Raw genomic sequence first — 17,741 nt, forward strand, 5'->3', positions numbered from 1 at the left:
GCTACGCTCCCTACCGTGACGAATCACGTGATCAACCGGGTCACCGACCGGATCCGCCGTCGCAGCCGGGTGAGCCGTGCCGACTACCTCGACCGGATCGGACGGGCGGGACAGGAGCTTCGCGAGCGGGGACCGGCCCGCGGCCGCCTGGCGTGCGCCAACCTCGCGCACGGCTTCGCCGCCGCCCCGGCCGCCGACAAGCTCGACCTGCGCGGTACGGCCAAGCCCGGGGTGGCGATCGTCACCTCCTACAACGACATGCTCTCCGCGCACCAGCCGTACGAGACCTATCCGGCGCAGCTGAAGCGGGCGGTCCGCGCGGCCGGGGGCGTCGCGCAGGTCGCCGGGGGCGTGCCGGCGATGTGCGACGGCATCACGCAGGGGCGCGCCGGCATGGAACTGTCGCTCTACAGCCGCGACGTGATCGCGATGGCGACCGCGATCGCGCTGTCCCACGACATGTTCGACGCCGCCCTGCTGCTCGGGGTCTGCGACAAGATCGTCCCCGGGCTGCTCATCGGCGCGCTGCGCTTCGGCCACCTGCCCGCGCTGCTCGTCCCGGCCGGGCCGATGCCCTCGGGCCTGCCCAACAAGATCAAGGCCCGGGCCCGGCAGCGGTTCGCCGAAGGCGCGATCAGCCGGGCCGAGATGCTGGAGGCCGAGGCCGCCTCGTACCACTCCCCCGGCACCTGCACGTTCTACGGCACCGCCAACTCCAACCAGCTGCTCATGGAGGTGATGGGCCTGCACCTGCCGGGTGCGACGTTCGTCAACCCGCGCACGGAGCTGCGGCACACACTCACCGACGCGGCGGCCCGCCGGGCCGTCGAGATCAATCCGCATGGCGGGGAGTACACCCCCATCGGCGAGGTGATCGACGAACGGGCGATCGTCAACGCGGTCGTGGCGCTGCTGGCCTCCGGGGGCTCCACCAATCACACCATGCACCTGGTCTCCGTGGCCGCGGCCGCCGGTATCACGCTGACCTGGGACGACATGGCCGACCTGTCGAAGGTCGTGCCGCTGCTCGCCCGCATGTACCCCAACGGGCAGGCGGATGTGAACCACTTCCAGGCGGCGGGCGGGATGGCCGTGTTCATCGGGGCCCTGCTCGACGCCGGGCTGCTCCACCGCGACGTGCGCACCGTGGCCGGTCAGGGCCTGGACCGCTACCGGAGCGCTCCCGCGCTGAAGGAGGGAGAGCTGGTCTGGGAGGAACGGACCGCCACGCCGGTCGGAGGCGGTGACGGTCTCGACGGTCTGGACGTGCGCGACGTGCTGCGCCCGGTGAGCGAGCCGTTCTCACCCGACGGCGGCATCCACATCCTGTCGGGCAACCTCGGCCGGGCCGTCAGCAAGGTGTCGGCCGTCAAGCCCGAACATCTGGTGATCGAGGCCCCGGCCAGGGTGTTCGACGACCAACTCGACCTGCTGCGCGCGTTCGAGGACGGCGAGCTCGACGACCAGGACTTCGTCGCGGTCGTCCGCTACCAGGGCCCGCGTGCCAACGGGATGCCCGAGCTGCACAAGCTGACCCCGCCGCTGGCGGTCCTGCTCGACCGGGGGCGGAAGGTGGCGATCGTCACCGACGGCCGGATGTCGGGTGCGTCGGGCAAGGTCCCCGCGGCGATCCACGTGACGCCGGAGGCCGCCGACGGCGGACCGATCGCCCTGCTCCGCGACGGCGACATGATCCGCCTCGACTGCACCACCCAGAACGGTGCGGCGGGGACGCTCACCGTCCTGGCCGACCTGTCCGGCCGCACCCTGCCCGATACCACTCTGCCCGACACCACCCTGGCCGGCGCCACCCTGGCCGGCGCCCCGCTGAGCGACGAGCGGTGGCAGGGCACCGGGCGGGAGCTGTTCGCCGTCTTCCGCCACGCCGTCGGGCCGGCCGACCGCGGGGCCGGCGTGTTCTCGGTGAACGCGCCTGGCAGCAGCGGGTACGCCTTCGGAAACGTCGTGGAGTCCGCGTCCCGCGCCGGCCTCGCCGAAACACGCGCCGACGCCCCCGCGGACGCCCTCCGGAACGCCTTCGGAGACGTGGCATGAAGCTTCCCTGGCTGGTCGCCGACGTCGGCGGCACGAACGCGCGGTTCGGTTTGGTGTCCCACCCCGGCGGGCAGCCGGAGGCGGTAGCCGTACTGACCGTTTCCCAGCATCTCGGCCTTGCCGATGCCGTAGCCGCCTATCTCGCAGAACATGCGGGCGGAGTTCGGCCGGGGGCCGCGTGTCTGGCGATCGCCGGACCGGTCGAGGGCGACCGCTACCGGCTGACCAACGCGGGATGGTCGGGCTCGGTGACCGAGCTGGGCATCCCGCACACGGTGCTGCTCAACGACTTCGAGGCGCTCGCGTTCTCGCTGCCGCACCTGGCGGGGGACGATCTCGTGCCGCTCGGCGGCCCGCCTCCGGTGGCCGGTCTGCCGAAGGCGGTGCTCGGTCCGGGTACGGGCCTCGGCGTCGGTGGGCTGGTGCCGTACGGCGCGCACGCCGAGGTGCCGTCCGGCGGGGGTTGGGTGCCGTTGCCCGGTGAGGGCGGACACGTGTCGGTCCCGGCTGTGTCCGACCTGGAGATCGACGTCGTCCGGGCGTTGCGCGCCGACGGCCTGCCGTACGTGGACGCCGAGCACCTGCTGTCCGGCCCCGGACTGGCTCGGCTCCACCGGGGGCTGGCCCTGGTACGCGGGGTCACCCCGGAGACGCGGACCGCCTCACAGATCGTGGCCTCGGAGCACCCGCTGTGCGTCGAGACCGTCGAGGTGTTCCTCGCGCTGCTGGGCGGGTTCGCCGGGAACGTGGCGCTCACGCTGGGCGCCCGGGGCGGCGTCTATCTGGGCGGCGGCGTGCTGCCGAGGATCGCCGGCCGGATCCCGGCGAGCGCGTTCCGGAAACGGTTCGAGACGAGCGCCCCGGCGTTGCGCGACTATCTCTCCTCGGTCGCCACCTCGCTGATCGTCGCCGGGCAGCCGGCGCTGGCGGGGGCGGCCGCCTGGCTCGCACAGAAGTCGTCCAGGGAAGTCATCTAATGTGGAGCCGACATGAGCCTTCTTGACCTCGCCCCCGTGGTGCCGGTCGTCGTGATCGAGGACGCCGGCACGGCGGTGCCCCTCGCCCGGGCCCTGGTGGCGGGGGGGTTGCCGGCCATCGAGATCACGCTGCGCACGTCGGCCGCCGTCGACGCCATCCGGCGGATCGCCGCCGAGGTGCCCGAGGCCGTCGTCGGCGCCGGCACGGTCCGCACGCCCGGCGACGTGGCCGCCGCCCTCGACGCGGGCGCGAGATTCCTCGTCTCTCCCGGGACCACGCCGTCGCTGCTCACCGCGATGGTCGCGGCCGGCGTGCCGTACCTGCCGGGGGTGGCCACGGCGACCGAGGCGATGACGCTGGCCGAGCGGGGCGTGCGGGAGATGAAGTTCTTCCCCGCCGAGGCGGCGGGCGGGGTCGGCTACCTCAAGGCCCTGTCCGGCCCGCTGCCTGATGTCCGGTTCTGCCCGACGGGCGGGATCACACCGGCGAACGCGCGGTCCTATCTGTCCCTGTCCAACGTCGGCTGCGTCGGCGGGAGCTGGATCACCCCGGCCGTCCTGCTGGCCGCCGGCGACTACGCTCGGATCGAGAAGCTCGCTACGGAGGCCGCAGGTCTGCGCACCTCTCCTTAGACCTCAGACTTCGTCGGCCGAGCCATCCTCCCTCGGCGGAGCCGGCGGCCATGCTCGTGCCCGTGACCCGGTGTCGCGTTCATGGAAACCTGGGCCCGTGACCTTGTAACCCGGCGGTCACGGGCCCGCCCCTTTCCCGGCGGCGGTGCATCGTCATCGATGGACGAGGGGGCCCGAGCCGGTGGAGCCGCGTACGACGAGTTCGGGCTGGTAGACGAGTTCCACGTGCTTGGCGGGCGTGCCGCCGATCTCCTCCAGAAGCGTCTGCACGGCGGCGGCGGCCATCGCGCGGATCGGCTTGCGCACCGTGGTCAGCGGCGGGTCGGTGAACGCCATGAGCGGCGAGTCGTCGAACCCGACCACCGACACCTCCCCGGGCACCGACAACCCGCGCTCGCGCGCCGCGCGGATCGCGCCGAGCGCCATGAGGTCGCTCCCGCAGAAGATGCCGGTGCAGCCGCGGTCGAGGAGCGCGCCCGCCGCCGCCTGCCCGCCCTCGACCGAGAACAGCGAGTGCTGGATCAGCTCGTCCACGGCGGTGAGGCCGAGCAGCTGGGACATCGCCTGCCGGAAACCCTCGATCTTACGGATGACCGGAACGAACCGCCGCTGGCCCAGGGCCAGGCCGATGCGCTCGTGCCCGAGATCGACCAGGTGCTGTACGGCCAGACGGGCCGCGAGCCGGTCATCGGGCGAGATGAACGGCGCGGGAATCGTCTCGTTGTACCCGTCCACCAGCACGATCGACAGGCCCCGGTCGGTGAGACGGGTGTACCGGTCCATCCGGGCCGTGGTGTCGGCGTGCAGTCCCGACACGAAGACGATGCCGGAAACCCCACGGTCCATCAGCATCTCGGTGAACTCGTCCTCGGGGGCGCCGCCGGGCTCCTGGGTGCACAGGATCGGGGTGTAGCCGTGCTGCGTCAGCGACTTCTCCACCGCCTGGGCGAACGCCGGGAAGATCGGGTTGCCGAGCTCGGGGATGACCAGCCCGATCAGGCCGTTGCTGCGCTGGCGCAGCCGCTGGGGGCGCTCGTAGCCCATGAGGTCGAGCGCGGTCAGCACGGCCTGCCGGGTGACCGCGGAGACCCCCGCCTTGCCGTTCAGCACGCGGCTCACCGTGGCCTCGCTCACCCCTGCCTGAGCCGCGATGTCGGCGAGCCGCGTGGTGTGGTTCATGGGCTCAAACCTTACCGACCGAGGTCCCACCAGGTAGCGGAGTCCGGGGCCAGCCGGACCTCTACCGGGCTTGACATGTCCGGCCCGCCGCCGGCCAGGAGCAGTTCCCCCGGGGCCGCGCCGATCCCGACCCACTCGTGCGTCATGTTCAGGACGCAGACGAAGGAGCCGCCACGAGTGAAGGCCAGCGTGCCGGGCGGTCCGTCCAGCCAGGTCAGTGGGCCGTCGCCGAGGTCGGGGCGTCCGCGCCGGATCGCCAGCGCCGCCCGATACATGCTGAGCATCGACGCCCCGTCCCTGAGCTGGGCCTCGACGCTGAGGTCCCGCCACTGCGCGGGCATCGGCAGCCAGCTCTCGTAGATCCCCGGCGGGGCGAAGCCGTACGGCGGCTCCTCCGTCGCCGCCCACGGGAGCGGCACCCGGCAGCCGTCGCGCCCGCTGTCGGGGTCGCGCAGCCGCTGCGGATCGCGCAGGCACTCCTCCGGAAGGTCGAGCACTTCCGGCAGGCCCAGCTCCTCCCCCTGGTAGATGTAGGCAGAGCCGGGCAGCGCGAGCATGAGCAGGGCCGCCGCCCTGGCGCGGCGCAGGCCGCGTTCGCCCCCGCCGTACCGGGTGACGTGCCGCTTGACGTCGTGGTTGGACAGCACCCATGTGGTGGGCGCGCCCACCAGACCGGCCGTACGGAGCGACTCGTCGATGACCTCGCGGAACCTGACGGCGTCCCAGGGGGTGGTGAGGAAGTGGAAGTTGAACGCCTGGTGCAGCTCGTCGGGCCGGACGTAGTCGGCCAGCCGCTCGGGGGTCGGCGCCCACGCCTCGGCGACGCCGATCCGCTCGCCCTCGTAGGAGTCGAGGATGCGCCGCCAGGACCGGTGGATCTCGTGCACGCCGTCCTGGTCGAAGAACGGGACCACGTCCGTGCCGATCATCCGCACCTGGTCGGAGCGGCCGACGTCCGGCAGGCCCGGCGCCTTGACCATGCCATGCGCCACGTCGACCCGGAACCCGTCGACGCCGAGGTCGAGCCAGAACCGCAGCACGTCGGCGAACTCCTCGTGCACCTCGGGGTGCTCCCAGTTCAGGTCGGGCTGCTGGGGGGCGAACAGGTGGAGGTACCACTGCCCGTCCGCGACCCGGGTCCAGGCCGCGCCACCGAAGATCGACTCCCAGTCGTTGGGCGGCAGTTCGCCGGCCGCACCCCTGCCATCCCGGAAGATGTACCGCTCCCGATCCGGAGCACCGGGGCCGGCCGCCAGCGCCTTGGTGAACCAGGAGTGCTGGTCGGAGGTGTGGTTCGGGACCACGTCCACGATGATCCGCAGGCCCAGCCGGTGGGCGTCGTCGATCAGCGCCCGGGCGTCCGCCAGCGACCCGAAGATCGGATCGACGTCGCGGTAGTCGGCCACGTCGTATCCGAAATCGGCCATCGGCGACGGATAGAACGGCGTCAACCAGATCGCGTCCACCCCCAACTCGGCCAGGTAGCGCAACCGGCTGCGCACGCCGAGCAGGTCACCGATCCCGTCGCCGTTGCCGTCGGCGAAACTGCGGACGTACACCTGGTAGATCACCGCGTCGCGCCACCAGCGGCTGGCCGCTGGGTGGGCCGTTGGATGGGCCGATGGGTGCAGAGCGACTTCGGTCATTTCTATCCCCCGATTCTCATGGTGATTCATGCCTTCGCGGCACCGGCGGTGAGGCCGGTGACCAGAGGTGAGGTAGGCGACGACGAGCGACGGAAGCTGGTTGATCAGTCCGAGCCCGGCCGGCGGGTTGTAGATCGGCACGATCAGGATCGCCACCGGGAACATCTGGCTGGCCGCCCGGAGCATGGCGTTGATCACGCCGAACTCGCCGTTGAGAAGGTGTCGCCAGATGAACGCCGAGACGAACGCCGGTACGGCCCAGGGCAGCACGAGCAGCACCCGGTAGACCGACCGCAGGCGCATCGGCCGGTTGAGCAGCAACGCCATGCCCAGCCCGATGCCCACGTGCGGGGCGACGCACACCGCCGTCCAGACGATGGTCCAGGCCAGGCGGGCGACGAACGCGTCGGTGAGCGAAGACCTTGCCGCCGAGGTTGTCGGCGTTCGACCACGGGCCTTTGAAGATCATCGCGAGCCGCCGTAGCCGCCGCATGCCACCGCCGTCAGTGCCGGCGCCGCGGCGGTAGCCGCGGCCGAGATGACTCGCCGCATCTGGTTGTGCTCCTTGTTCGGGGGGTTTACGCCGGAACGTACCGGCCCGCGAACCGCGACGAAAGGGCTTGCAGAAAGTTTCTGCAAACTCGTTACATTCGGGCGACCGCAGGTCCTCCTCGGGCCTGACCTGACAGAAGACTTTCCGGAGAGGAAGGTTTGCGGTCACCGAAATGTCCAGGTAGTTGCCGGATTGTTCACTCTATGTATGGACATCCGAGGCCAGTACGCGATGTACTACCTCATCAATCACAACCGATGGCTGGGGATCCGGGCGCGGCGCCCGGGAGGAACGAGCTTTGATGAGCACCGTCGTCCTTGACAACGTGACCAAGGTCTACCCGGGGGGATACCTCGCGGTAGACCGCCTGAGCCTGCGTGCGGACGAGGGAGAGCTACTCGTCCTGCTCGGGCCCTCGGGTTGCGGCAAGTCGACGCTGCTCCGCATGATCGCGGGGCTGGAGGAGATCACTTCTGGCGATCTATGGCTTTCCGGCCAGCTCGCCAACGACTTCGCACCGCGCGACCGCGACGTCGCGATGGTGTTCCAGAACGGGGCGCTCTACCCGCACCGATCCGTCCGGGGGAACCTGTCCTTCCCGATGGAGATCGCCAAGAGCGACCCGAACATGGTCCGCGAGCGGGTGGTGGAGCTGTCCCGCGCGCTGCACATCGAGGAGACCCTGGACCGCCGGCCGGGCACCCTGTCCGGCGGGCAGCGGCAGCGCGTCGCCATGGGCCGCGCGATCGTACGGCAGCCGTCCCTCTTCCTGATGGACGAGCCGCTGTCCAACCTGGACGCCGGCATGCGCACCGAACTGCGCATGGAGATCTCGTCGCTGGTAAGGGCCATGGGAGTCACCACGATCTACGTGACGCATGACCAGGTCGAGGCGCTGACGCTCGCCGACCGCATCGCGATCATGAATCGGGGCGTGCTGCAGGACATCGGCACCCCCGCCCAGGTCTACAACGACCCGGCCACCGCCTTCACCGCCGCGTTCCTCAACTCGCAGCAGCTCAACCTGCTCGCCGCGACCGTACGAACGCCGCAGAACCAGTTCATCATGCTGGATTTCGGCCCGCATCAGATCACCATGCCGTGGACCGATCCAAGGGCGTACGCTGTGTCGCAGCACACCGGGTCACAGATCATCGTGGGTATCCGGCCCGACGGACTGACACCCGTACCGGAGAAGACGGAGGGACCGAGCTTCTTCGGCCGGGTCCGCACTCTCGAGTACCACGGCCATGAATGGCTGGCCTACCTGGAGGCCGGCATCCCCTCCGTCGCCGTGCCCGAGCCGCCGGACCCCCGCCGGCACATGAACGGCGGCGCGTCGAGCGGGAAGACCCGCTCGATCGTGCGCAGGCTGCTGAGCGGCGGCGGGCCACGCGAGGAGGAGGAAGAGGAGTACGTGCCGCCACCGCCCGGATACGGTACGCACCGGCGGGCCGATCTGATCGTCCGGCTGGGCAGCCGCCCCGTATGGCGGGCCGGGGAACACGGCCGGGTCGCCATCGACATCTCCCGCCTGATGCTGTTCACCCAGAACGGCGCCCGGATCGACCCACCCCGCCGATAGGGGCCGTGAAGGGCCGTCCGGGAGCGGCCTAAGGAGTGTCGCTACGCTGTCTCCCTGGATTCCCGGTCCGTGGTGGACCGGACCAGGGCGCAGACGATGCCCGTGAGCCTGGAGATCTTGTCGAGCTCGGCCTGATGGAAGGGCGGCCCCTGTTCCCGCGCCACGACCAGGTGCGCCCCGTCCATCGGCACGCACGCCAGGTGCAGCCCGTCCCGGGTCAGGGCGGAGGCGCGCAGCGGGGTGAGGTCGGCGGCCGACACGTCCTCCGGCGCCTGCCAGCTCCCATGCAGCACCATCCCGCTGCCGGAGTCGACCGCGACCGCCCACTCGGCGCTCACCACGTCGGGCATCGCGTCGACCAGCGTGACGACCGCGCGTTCCGGTTCGGCCGCGACGTGGCCGAGCAGGTCGTAGTCGGGGCTCGTGCCGGGAGCCTCACGTGTCGGCCACACGGACTCGACCCGGGCGCCGGGGACCACACAGATCCGGTCGCGCAGCTCACCCGGCTCGAACAGGCCGGGCCAGAACACGGTGAAGTCGTCCACCGCGCGTCCGGCCTGCCGTTCGAGCACGGTGACCTGCAGGATGTCGGCGCCCATCACCCCGAACGCGCGGGCCACCTGCCCCAGCACTCCGGGGCGGTCCGGGAGTGAGACCCGTAGCCGCAGCAGCATGCCCACCACCTCCAACAGGGCGACACCAACAGTCTCCGACACGGCTTTCGCCGCCGTTGCGGCGGCGGGTCGGGCGCGGGTCGAGAGCAATCCCTTCTGCAAGTTTCAGTAACCCCTTGCGGCGCTGGTTCCCGCTTCTTGGCGCCACTTTGAACAACTTTGGTCCCAACTTTTCGGTGTCGCGAAGTTTCCGCATGATGACCATCAGTAGCCTCGGGTCATGTCCCTCCCCTGGCTGCGCGTACCATCCCTCAGGGCGCGCCTGACGTTGATCGCCACCGCCGCCGCGGCGCTCGTCCTGCTCCCGGCGGGAATCATCGCGGACATCGTCGTGCGGGATGCCGTCACCGACCGGATCTGGGACGACAGCCTTTCGACCGCGAGCCGCATCGCCGCCGAGGCCCGCGCCGGGCAGTTACCCGACCCCGTCCCGACGAACGGAAACGGCATCAACCTGATCGAGGTGGTCACCTCGGACGGCCGGGTGGTGGCGACCAGCACGGCGGCCAGAGCGCTGCGCCGACTCAGCCCCTTGCGTCCCGCCTCCGACATCAGGGTCAGCCGGGCCACCTCGTGTTCGCCACCGCACGGGGACTGCGTCTACATCACCGCAGTGAAGGTGTCTCCCGAGGCGGATTCGGACATGGTCTACGCCGGCCGCGTCACCCCGGCCATCCTCGGCACTCGACTGCCGGAGCTGGGGCTCTTCGTTGCGATCCTGCTGCTCTGCGGCGGGGTGGCCTGGACCGCCTGGCTGGTCTCCGGACGGGCCCTGCGCCCCGTCGAGGCGATCAGGTCGGAGCTCAGGGAGGTCGCCCCGACCAACCCGGGCTGCCGGGTCCCCGAACCACCGGGAGACGACGAGATCGCCAGGCTCGCCAGGACCGCCAACGACGCGCTCGCCCGACTGGAGCGGTCGATCCAGCAGCAGCGGCAGTTCGCCGCCGACGCCTCACACGAACTCCGCACCCCCATCGCGGGGATCCGCGCCCAACTGGAGAGCGCCCGCCTGCATCCGGAGGACACCGAGGAGGCCGTCGAGGCGGCGCTACGCGACACGGGCAGGCTGGAGGCGATCGTCGCGGACCTGCTCCTGCTGGCGAGGATCGGAACCGCGCCGTCCACCGTGCGCGAGCACCTCGACCTCGGGGAGCTGCTCACCGCCGAGGTCCGCGGCCGTCCGCCGATGCACGTCCTTGCCGCCCGGGGGGTGATGGTCAGCGGGCTGCGCGGGCAGCTTTCCCGGGTGGTGGCGAACCTGCTCGACAACGCCGAGCGGCACGCGGCGACGCGGGTGCACGCCGAGGTCGGCCGGGTCGGCGACGACAGCGGCGAGCACGCCGTGCTGTCGGTGTTCAACGACGGAGAGCCCATCCCCGAGGGGGACCGTGAACGCATTTTCGAGCGGTTCTATCGGAGGGACACCGCCAGGAGCAGGACCCACGGCGGGACCGGCCTCGGCCTGGCCATCGCCCGGGAGGTCGTGGAGTCCCACGGCGGCGCGATCCGGGTCGAGTGCGAGGACGCGGGCGTCCGGTTCGTCATCCGGCTTCCGCTGTCGCCCGAGACGGCTCCGGACGCGGGCTCCGACGCGGCTCACGGTTCAGCGCCCGGCGTTTACGCAGGTGGTGGCGGCGTCGGCCGACCGGGGGCGCAGGCCGGCGGAGTGTAGTCGGCCGCCTGCGACGAGACCCGGCACCGGATCGAGCGCGACCTGCACGACTGCGTCCGACAGCGGCTCGTCGGCGGCTGACGCTTCGCACATCTTTGGCACGGTATGTTCACTATTTGCGCTGATTCAGTTACGCTCCGTACGTTTCCGCTGTCAGGCAAGCGGTAAAGATCCCTGCCGTGTCGTTCACGAAGAGAACCGTGTTCCTTGGGAGAAGCAGGAGATGGTCGGCCCGGCTCGCCGCCGCGCTCACCCTCTGCCTCGCGCTTTCCGGCATCGCACACGGGAAGCCCTCGCGCGCCGAGCCCGTGCCGGCCCACCAGCCGAACGTCGTGTTCATCCTGGTCGACGACCTGAACGCCACCGATCTCAGCCGATTTCCCAACATCTGGAACCTGCTGGTCCGGCAGGGGGCCACGTTCTCCCGATTCTTCGCCACCAATCCCTGGTGCTGCCCCTCCCGGTCGTCGATCCTGCGCTCGCAGTACATGCACAGCCACCATGTCCTGAGCAACCGGCCGCCGACCGGCGGCTTCCCCAAGTTCCGGCCGCTGGAGACGTCCACGGTCGGGACATGGATGCACGACGCCGGCTACCGCACCGCCCTGATGGGCAAGTACCTCAACCAGTATCCGACCGGCGCGAGCTGGTCGTACATCCCGCCGGGCTGGGACGAGTGGGCGGTCCCCGTCACCCGGCTCTACCAGGAGTACGGCTACGCGCTGAACGAGAACGGAACCATCCGGCAGTACGGCCACGCGGCCGGCGACTACCTCGAGGACGTGCTCAGCGCCAGGGCCGGCGCGTTCGCCACCTCGACGACCGGGCCGTTCTTCCTCTACCTGGCGCCGGTCGCACCACACCTGCCGGCCCACTACGCGCCCAGGCACGCCGACGCTTTCAGCGACGAGATCGCGCCGAGGACCGCGTCGTTCGACCAGGCGGACACCTCGGCCGAGCCGAAGTGGCTCCGGGATCGCGCACCGCTGGCGGCGAAGGACGTGCGAAGGATCGACCGGGTGCATCGGAACCGGCTGCGCGCCATGCTGGGCGTCGACGACATGGTGGGCGACCTGGTCGCCACGCTGGCCAGGACCGGCCGCCTGGACGACACCTACATCTTCCTCACCTCCGACAACGGCTTCCATCTGGGTCAGCATCGGCTGCGACCGGGCAAGACGACACCGTTCGAGGAGGACATCCGCGTCCCGATGATCGTCAGGGGTCCCGGCGTCGCCCCCGGCAGCGCGATCGGCGCACTGGCCTCGACCGTCGACCTCGCGCCCACGTTCGCCGAGCTCGGCGGGGCCGTCACGCCGCCGTACGCCGAGGGCCGTTCGCTCGTCCCGCTCCTGCAGGGCCGTACGGTGCCGTGGCGCAACGCCGTGCTCGTGGAGTTCGCCCATGCCGACTATTCGCCGCGGACTCCGCCCGACTACGGCGTGCTGCGCACCGACCGCTACAGCTACGTCGAGTACGCCACGGGCGAGCGGCAGCTCTACGACCTGAGCGAGGATCCGGCGCAGCTGCACAACCTCGCCGCGACGGCCGATCCCTTCCTGATGGTCGCGCTCTCGGCGCGACTGGCGATGCTGCGCACCTGCGCCGGCGTCACCTGCCAGGTCGCCGACGCGGCCGTGGCGGCCGACGCCGCACGCGCGCCGCCCGCGCCACTCCAGTGATCGAGGCTCCACCAGACGGCCACCGTCCCGAGGGCGGTGGCCGTTCCCACGTTTCTCCCCATATGGCAATGGGAGCGCTCCCAATAGATGTTTATCCCCTCATTCCCGCTTTTCTGGCGCTAACCCTGGCCGGAGTAACAGTTGGGTTTCAGCGTATTGACGCCCGAGGGACTGATGGAGGACCCTTCGTGGGAGCGCTCCCAATCAGGGATCGCAACGGGTACGGCAGTGCCACACAGCAGTTACCGAGCAGTAGCCAAACACGGGCCGTCGACTCGGGGATCGGCCTGAGACACACCCTCCCATCGAGACTTCGGGATACCACCTGAGAGGGGTCCGAAATGACTGGCAACTCACGTCGCGGCAGGAAGCTCGCGATCGCCGCGGCGTCCGCGCTCGCCCTGAGCGTCGTCACCGCCTGCAGCTCCGACGACGGCAAGGACAACGCGTCGGACAGCACCTCCACGGCCGCCTCCGAGCCGGTCACCATCGTCGTCCAGACCTTCGGCGGCGGCAAGAACTTCGGGTACAAGGAGGCGATCGACGAGTGGAACGCCGAGCACCCTGACATCCAGATCAAGAACGACAACCTGACCGACCAGTTCGAGCAGGTCTACTGGCCGCAGATGATCCAGTGGCTGCAGACGGGCACCGGCGCCGGCGACGTCGTCGGCATCGACGAGGGCGGCATGGGCCTCGCCAAGGCGCACCCCGAGTGGTGGGCCGACCTCGGCGAGTTCGGCCTGAGCGGCCGCAAGGCCGACTTCCCCGGCTGGAAGTGGGAGAACGGCGTCACCGCCGACGGCAAGCTCTTCGGCCTCGGCACCGACGTCGGCGGCATGAGCCTGTGCTACCGCAAGGACCTGTTCGAGAAGGCGGGCCTGCCAGGCGACCGCGACGAGGTCGGCAGGCTCTGGCCTACCTGGGATGACTTCGTCAAGGTCGGTCACCAGTTCCAGGAGAAGGTCAAGGACACGAAGTTCGTCGACGGCACCAACACGCTCTACAACGTGGTCCTGGTGCAGGAGGGCGCCAAGAACGGCAACGTCACCTACTTCGGCAAGGACAACAAGCTGATCGTCGACTCGAACCCGGCGGTCAAGGCCTCCTACGACTTCGCCGAGAAGATCAGCAAGGAGGGCCTCACCGCCAAGCTGCGCAACTTCACCGAAGAGTGGTTCACCGGCATGAAGAAGGGGCAGTTCGCCACCCTCGGCTGCCCGTCGTGGATGCTCGGCGTGGTCAGCGGCGACAACGCCGGCGGCCCGGAGGGCAAGGGCAAGTGGGACGTCGCGGCGGTGCCCGGCGGCGGCGGCAACTGGGGCGGCTCCTGGCTCGCGGTGCCCAAGCAGTCCAAGCACCCCAAGGAGGCCGCGCAGGTCCTCGACTACCTGACCGGCAAGGACGCCCAGGTGAGCGTCTTCGGCTACGCGGGCAACATGCCGAGCAACACCCAGGCTCAGCAGGACCCGGCGGTCCAGAGCGCGAAGAACGAGTACTTCAACGACGCCCCGGTCGGTGACATCTTCGCCAAGTCCGCCGCCTCGCTCCAGCCGATCTTCCTCGGCGTCAAGCACGCCCAGGTGAAGAACGCGGTGGAGTCCGTGGTCTCGGCCATCGACGACGGCTCGGTGGCGTACGCGGACGGCTGGAAGCGTCTCGTCGACGACGCCGTGAAGGCCGCGGGCTGAGCTGACCCTCGCCCGCATCAGGTGAACCGGCCCGCCGCAGCGGCATCCCGGCGTGCCGGTCGCCTGGCTTCACTGAAAGGTAACCCATGAGCCTGCACGTCGACGCCGGCCGGCCCACCCGGGCGCCGGTCCCACCCGACAGGAGGCACGTACGGCGGAATTCCCCCGGGTCATTCAGGACCTGGCTGGACCTCAAGGCCGCGCCGTACCTCCTGGTCTCTCCTTACTACCTGCTCTTCCTGCTCTTCGGGCTCTTCCCGCTCGGCTTCACCCTCTACTACGCCTTCTTCAAGTACGACCTCACCGGCACGGTCGAGTGGACCGGCGTGGGCAACTTCACCGGCCTGCTGTCCGACTCCGCCTTCTGGAAGGCGGTCGTCAACACGCTCGGGATGTTCGCCATCGCGACGGTGCCGCAGATGCTGCTGGCGCTGCTGCTCGCCAACGCGCTGAACAAGCGGTTCAAGGGCCAGTTGTTCGTCCGGATGGGCGTCCTGCTCCCCCTGGTCACCTCGGTCGTCGCGGTCGCGGTGGTGTTCACCCAGCTCTACGGCCGGGACTGGGGACTGATCAACTGGGTGCTCAGCTGGTTCGGGGCCGACCCGGTCTCCTGGAAGACCGAGCGCATCCCCTCCTGGCTCGCCATCGCCACGATGGTCGACTGGCGGTGGACCGGCTACAACGCGATCATCTTCCTGGCCGGCATGCAGACGATCCCCAGGGACCTCTACGAGGCGGCCTCGATCGACGGCGCCTCCCGGCGGCGCCAGTTCTGGCAGATCACCGTGCCGATGCTCCGGCCCACCATGATCTTCGTGGTGCTGAACTCGACGATCGGCGGCCTCACGCTCTTCGCCGAGCCGACCACGTTCTACAACGGCAACGTCCACGGCGGCACCGACAGCCAGTTCCAGACCGTCTCGATGTTCATCTTCGAGCAGGGCTTCCGTTCGTTCGACTACGGCTACGCCTCAGCCGCGGCCTGGCTGCTGTTCCTGCTCATCCTCGTCGGATCGCTCATCAACTTCCTGCTCATCCGCCGGATCGGGGGCAACAAGTGACCACGCTCTCCGCGCCCGCCGGCACGCGGCGGCGCCGCCGCGCCACGGCGCCCGGCGGGGCCGCCGGCATCTGGACGGCCACGCCGTTCACGAAGATCGTGCTCGCCGTCACGATCGTCATCTCGGCGTTCCCGCTCTACTGGATGATCGTCATTGCCTCGCGCTCCAACCGCGAGGCCACCGACGTCCCGCCGCCGTTCCTGCCCGGCGGAAACCTGGGCGAGAACATCCAGCGTGTGCTGTCCAACCCGGACGCGCACTATGTGACCGGTCTGACCAACTCCTTGATCATCGCCGTCGCGGTGACCGCGTCCGTGGTGCTGATCTCGACGTTCGCCGGTTTCGCCTTCGCCCGGCTGCGCTTCAAAGGCGGCAGGATCCTGCTGCTGCTGGTCCTGGTGACCATGATGGTGCCACTGCAGCAGATGGGCATCGTGCCCCTCTACCGGGTGATGGTCAGCCTCGGGTGGGTGGGCTCGATCAAGGCGGTGATCATGCCGTACCTGCTCAACGGCTTCGGTGTCTTCCTCATGACGCAGTACACCGACCAGGCCGTGCCCAACGAGCTGGTTGAGGCCGCCCGGGTCGACGGCGCGTCCACCCTGAGGATCTGGTTCAACGTCGTCCTGCCGGCCGTACGGCCGGGCATGGCCGTGCTCGGCATCAACACATTCATGCTCACCTGGAACGACTTCATGTGGCCGCTGCTCGTGCTGACCCCGGACAACCCGACGGTCCAGGTCGCCATCAACTCGCTGAACGCGAAGTACGGCACCGACTACGTACTGATCTTCAGCGGCACGCTCATGTCGATCCTCCCGCTCATCGTCGTTTTCATCGCGTTCGGCCGACAGATCATCGGCGGACTCATGGAAGGTGCAGTCAAAGCGTGACCACGCAAGGCACACGACCCGAGACGCAGACCCCAGGCCTGATGTTCCCCACCGGGTTCGTCTGGGGAGCCGCCACCTCCGCCTACCAGGTCGAGGGGTCGATCTCAGCCGACGGGCGGGGAACCTCGATCTGGGACACCTTCTGCCGTCAGGACGGCCGGATCGTGGGCGGCGACAACGCCGGGGTCGCGATCGACCACTACAACCGGTACGCCGAGGACGTCCGGCTGATGGCCGATCTGGGACTGACCGCCTACCGGTTCTCCGTCTCATGGCCGCGCATCCAGCCCGACGGCTCGGGGGCGTACAACGCCAAGGGCCTCGACTTCTACAAGCGGCTCGTCGACGAGCTGCTCGGCTACGGCATCGACCCCTGGCTGACCCTCTACCACTGGGATCTCCCCCAGGCGCTGGAGGACGCCGGGGGGTGGCCCGTACGGGACACGTCGAAGCGCTTCGCCGACTTCGCCGCGACCGTGCACGCCGAACTGGGCGACCGGGTGCGCAACTGGAGCACCGTCAACGAGCCGTGGTGCTCGGCCTTCGTCGGATACGCCTCCGGAGAGCACGCTCCGGGGCGGCGCGAGCCGGCGGCGGCCATCCGCGCGGCGCATCACCTCAACCTCGCCCACGGCCTCGCCGTACAGGCGATGCGCGCCCAGAACGCGGACTCGCAGATCGGCGGGTGCGTGAATCTCTACGCGATCACCCCGGCCACCGGCAGCGAGGAGGACGCGGACGCGGCCCGGCGCATCGACGGCCTGCAGAACCGGTTCTTCCTGGACGCGCTGCTCAAGGGGGGCTACCCCGAGGACGTGCTGAAGGATCTCGGCGCGGTCACCGACCTCGACTTCATCGAGGACGGCGACCTCGACGTGATCGCCGCGCCGCTCGACATGCTGCTGATCAACTACTACAGCCGCTTCACCGTGTCGGGGGCGCCCGGCGGCGCGCTGTCGGCCGCGGCGGCGCCGACGGACTCCGGCTCGCCCTGGGTGGGCAGCGAGCACGTCGGCTTCGTCAACGGCGGCCGGCCGGTCACCGCGATGGGCTGGGAGATCGACGGCGCCGGGCTGCGCGAGGTGCTGGACCGGCTCGTCGCGGAGTATCCCCGCATCCCCCTCTACATCTCCGAGAACGGCGCGGCCTTCGACGACGTGGTCGCCGAGGACGGCACGATCCACGACCCCGAGCGGGCGGCCTACATCGACACGCATCTGCGGGTCTGCCACGAGGCCGTCGAGGCGGGCATACCGCTGAACGGCTACTTCGCCTGGTCGCTGATGGACAACTTCGAGTGGGCCTGGGGATACGGCAAGCGCTTCGGCCTGGTCTATGTGGACTATGAGACACAGATCAGGACAATGAAGTCGAGCGCCCTCTGGTACGCCGACGTCATCCGGCACGGCGGGCTGCCGGGTCCGGCAGAATAGGCGCAGA

13 protein-coding genes are annotated in these 17,741 nt (G+C 69.8%); 10 read left to right on the plus strand and 3 right to left on the minus strand.

Annotation, left to right across the window (positions count from 1 at the left end; translation table 11 throughout):
* Positions 1–15 precede the first annotated feature (15 nt).
* Genes edd through ACFHYQ_RS25200 form a run of 3 tightly spaced genes read left to right on the plus strand, consistent with a single transcriptional unit; the run spans position 16 to position 3,665 of the window.
* On the plus strand, positions 16–2,055 hold the full coding sequence (gene edd, locus ACFHYQ_RS25190; RefSeq protein ID WP_394303608.1) for a phosphogluconate dehydratase: 2,040 nt from the start codon (positions 16–18) through the stop codon (positions 2,053–2,055).
* Complete coding sequence (locus tag ACFHYQ_RS25195; protein WP_394303609.1) at positions 2,052–3,032, plus strand: glucokinase; 981 nt, start codon at positions 2,052–2,054, stop codon at positions 3,030–3,032. Before edd ends, ACFHYQ_RS25195 begins: the two co-directional genes overlap by 4 nt.
* A 12-nt stretch (positions 3,033–3,044) precedes the next feature.
* Positions 3,045–3,665 carry a bifunctional 4-hydroxy-2-oxoglutarate aldolase/2-dehydro-3-deoxy-phosphogluconate aldolase gene (locus ACFHYQ_RS25200; RefSeq protein ID WP_394303610.1) on the plus strand — a complete coding sequence of 207 codons (621 nt, stop codon included), beginning with the start codon at positions 3,045–3,047 and terminating at the stop codon, positions 3,663–3,665.
* A gap of 153 nt (positions 3,666–3,818) precedes the next feature.
* On the opposite strand, the gene ACFHYQ_RS25205 is transcribed toward ACFHYQ_RS25200, so the two are convergent.
* A complete protein-coding gene (locus ACFHYQ_RS25205; protein WP_394303611.1) occupies positions 3,819–4,844 on the minus strand; it encodes a LacI family DNA-binding transcriptional regulator in 1,026 nt (341 codons plus the stop codon).
* A gap of 11 nt (positions 4,845–4,855) precedes the next feature.
* Positions 4,856–6,490 carry a glycoside hydrolase family 13 protein gene (locus ACFHYQ_RS25210; protein WP_394303723.1) on the minus strand — a complete coding sequence of 545 codons (1,635 nt, stop codon included), beginning with the start codon at positions 6,488–6,490 and terminating at the stop codon, positions 4,856–4,858.
* Positions 6,491–7,344: 854 nt separating this feature from the next.
* Here ACFHYQ_RS25210 and ACFHYQ_RS25215 point away from each other — a divergent pair.
* Positions 7,345–8,628: an ABC transporter ATP-binding protein gene (locus ACFHYQ_RS25215; RefSeq protein WP_394303612.1), complete on the plus strand. Its 1,284-nt coding sequence runs from the start codon at positions 7,345–7,347 to the stop codon at positions 8,626–8,628.
* Positions 8,629–8,669: 41 nt separating this feature from the next.
* Here the strand turns inward: ACFHYQ_RS25215 and ACFHYQ_RS25220 are convergent, their stop codons facing one another.
* A complete protein-coding gene (locus ACFHYQ_RS25220) occupies positions 8,670–9,344 on the minus strand; it encodes an ACT domain-containing protein (protein ID WP_394303613.1) in 675 nt (224 codons plus the stop codon).
* 178 nt (positions 9,345–9,522) lie between these two features.
* Here ACFHYQ_RS25220 and ACFHYQ_RS25225 point away from each other — a divergent pair, with 178 nt between their 5' ends.
* From ACFHYQ_RS25225 to ACFHYQ_RS25250, 6 genes are all read left to right on the plus strand, one after another.
* Positions 9,523–10,974, plus strand: a complete 1,452-nt coding sequence (locus ACFHYQ_RS25225; RefSeq protein ID WP_394303614.1) for a HAMP domain-containing sensor histidine kinase — start codon at positions 9,523–9,525, stop codon at positions 10,972–10,974.
* Positions 10,975–11,153: 179 nt separating this feature from the next.
* Positions 11,154–12,656, plus strand: coding sequence for a sulfatase family protein (locus ACFHYQ_RS25230; protein ID WP_394303615.1), 1,503 nt, complete (start codon positions 11,154–11,156; stop codon positions 12,654–12,656).
* 341 nt (positions 12,657–12,997) lie between these two features.
* A complete protein-coding gene (locus ACFHYQ_RS25235) occupies positions 12,998–14,347 on the plus strand; it encodes an ABC transporter substrate-binding protein (protein WP_394303616.1) in 1,350 nt (449 codons plus the stop codon).
* Between the two features lie 86 nt (positions 14,348–14,433).
* The gene (locus tag ACFHYQ_RS25240; protein ID WP_394303617.1) at positions 14,434–15,408 is read left to right on the plus strand and encodes a carbohydrate ABC transporter permease; all 975 of its coding nucleotides are present in this window, start codon (positions 14,434–14,436) and stop codon (positions 15,406–15,408) included.
* The gene (locus tag ACFHYQ_RS25245; protein WP_394303618.1) at positions 15,405–16,301 is read left to right on the plus strand and encodes a carbohydrate ABC transporter permease; all 897 of its coding nucleotides are present in this window, start codon (positions 15,405–15,407) and stop codon (positions 16,299–16,301) included. Before ACFHYQ_RS25240 ends, ACFHYQ_RS25245 begins: the two co-directional genes overlap by 4 nt.
* A 41-nt stretch (positions 16,302–16,342) precedes the next feature.
* Positions 16,343–17,734, plus strand: a complete 1,392-nt coding sequence (locus tag ACFHYQ_RS25250; RefSeq protein ID WP_394303724.1) for a GH1 family beta-glucosidase — start codon at positions 16,343–16,345, stop codon at positions 17,732–17,734.
* Positions 17,735–17,741: the final 7 nt, after the last annotated feature.

The sequence above is a fragment of the Sphaerimonospora cavernae genome, assembly GCF_042435035.1.
Taxonomy (GTDB): Bacteria; Actinomycetota; Actinomycetes; order Streptosporangiales; family Streptosporangiaceae; genus Sphaerimonospora; species Sphaerimonospora cavernae.

Coding starts and splice junctions, on each gene's coding strand:
- ACFHYQ_RS25240 (WP_394303617.1), top strand. CDS start 14,434: ATGAGCCTGCACGTCGACGCCGGCCGGCCCACCCGGGCGCCGGTCCCA.
- ACFHYQ_RS25235 (WP_394303616.1), top strand. CDS start 12,998: ATGACTGGCAACTCACGTCGCGGCAGGAAGCTCGCGATCGCCGCGGCG.
- ACFHYQ_RS25250 (WP_394303724.1), top strand. CDS start 16,343: ATGTTCCCCACCGGGTTCGTCTGGGGAGCCGCCACCTCCGCCTACCAG.
- ACFHYQ_RS25225 (WP_394303614.1), top strand. CDS start 9,523: ATGTCCCTCCCCTGGCTGCGCGTACCATCCCTCAGGGCGCGCCTGACG.
- ACFHYQ_RS25215 (WP_394303612.1), top strand. CDS start 7,345: ATGAGCACCGTCGTCCTTGACAACGTGACCAAGGTCTACCCGGGGGGA.
- ACFHYQ_RS25195 (WP_394303609.1), top strand. CDS start 2,052: ATGAAGCTTCCCTGGCTGGTCGCCGACGTCGGCGGCACGAACGCGCGG.
- ACFHYQ_RS25200 (WP_394303610.1), top strand. CDS start 3,045: ATGAGCCTTCTTGACCTCGCCCCCGTGGTGCCGGTCGTCGTGATCGAG.
- ACFHYQ_RS25205 (WP_394303611.1), bottom strand. CDS start 4,844: ATGAACCACACCACGCGGCTCGCCGACATCGCGGCTCAGGCAGGGGTG.
- ACFHYQ_RS25210 (WP_394303723.1), bottom strand. CDS start 6,490: ATGACCGAAGTCGCTCTGCACCCATCGGCCCATCCAACGGCCCACCCA.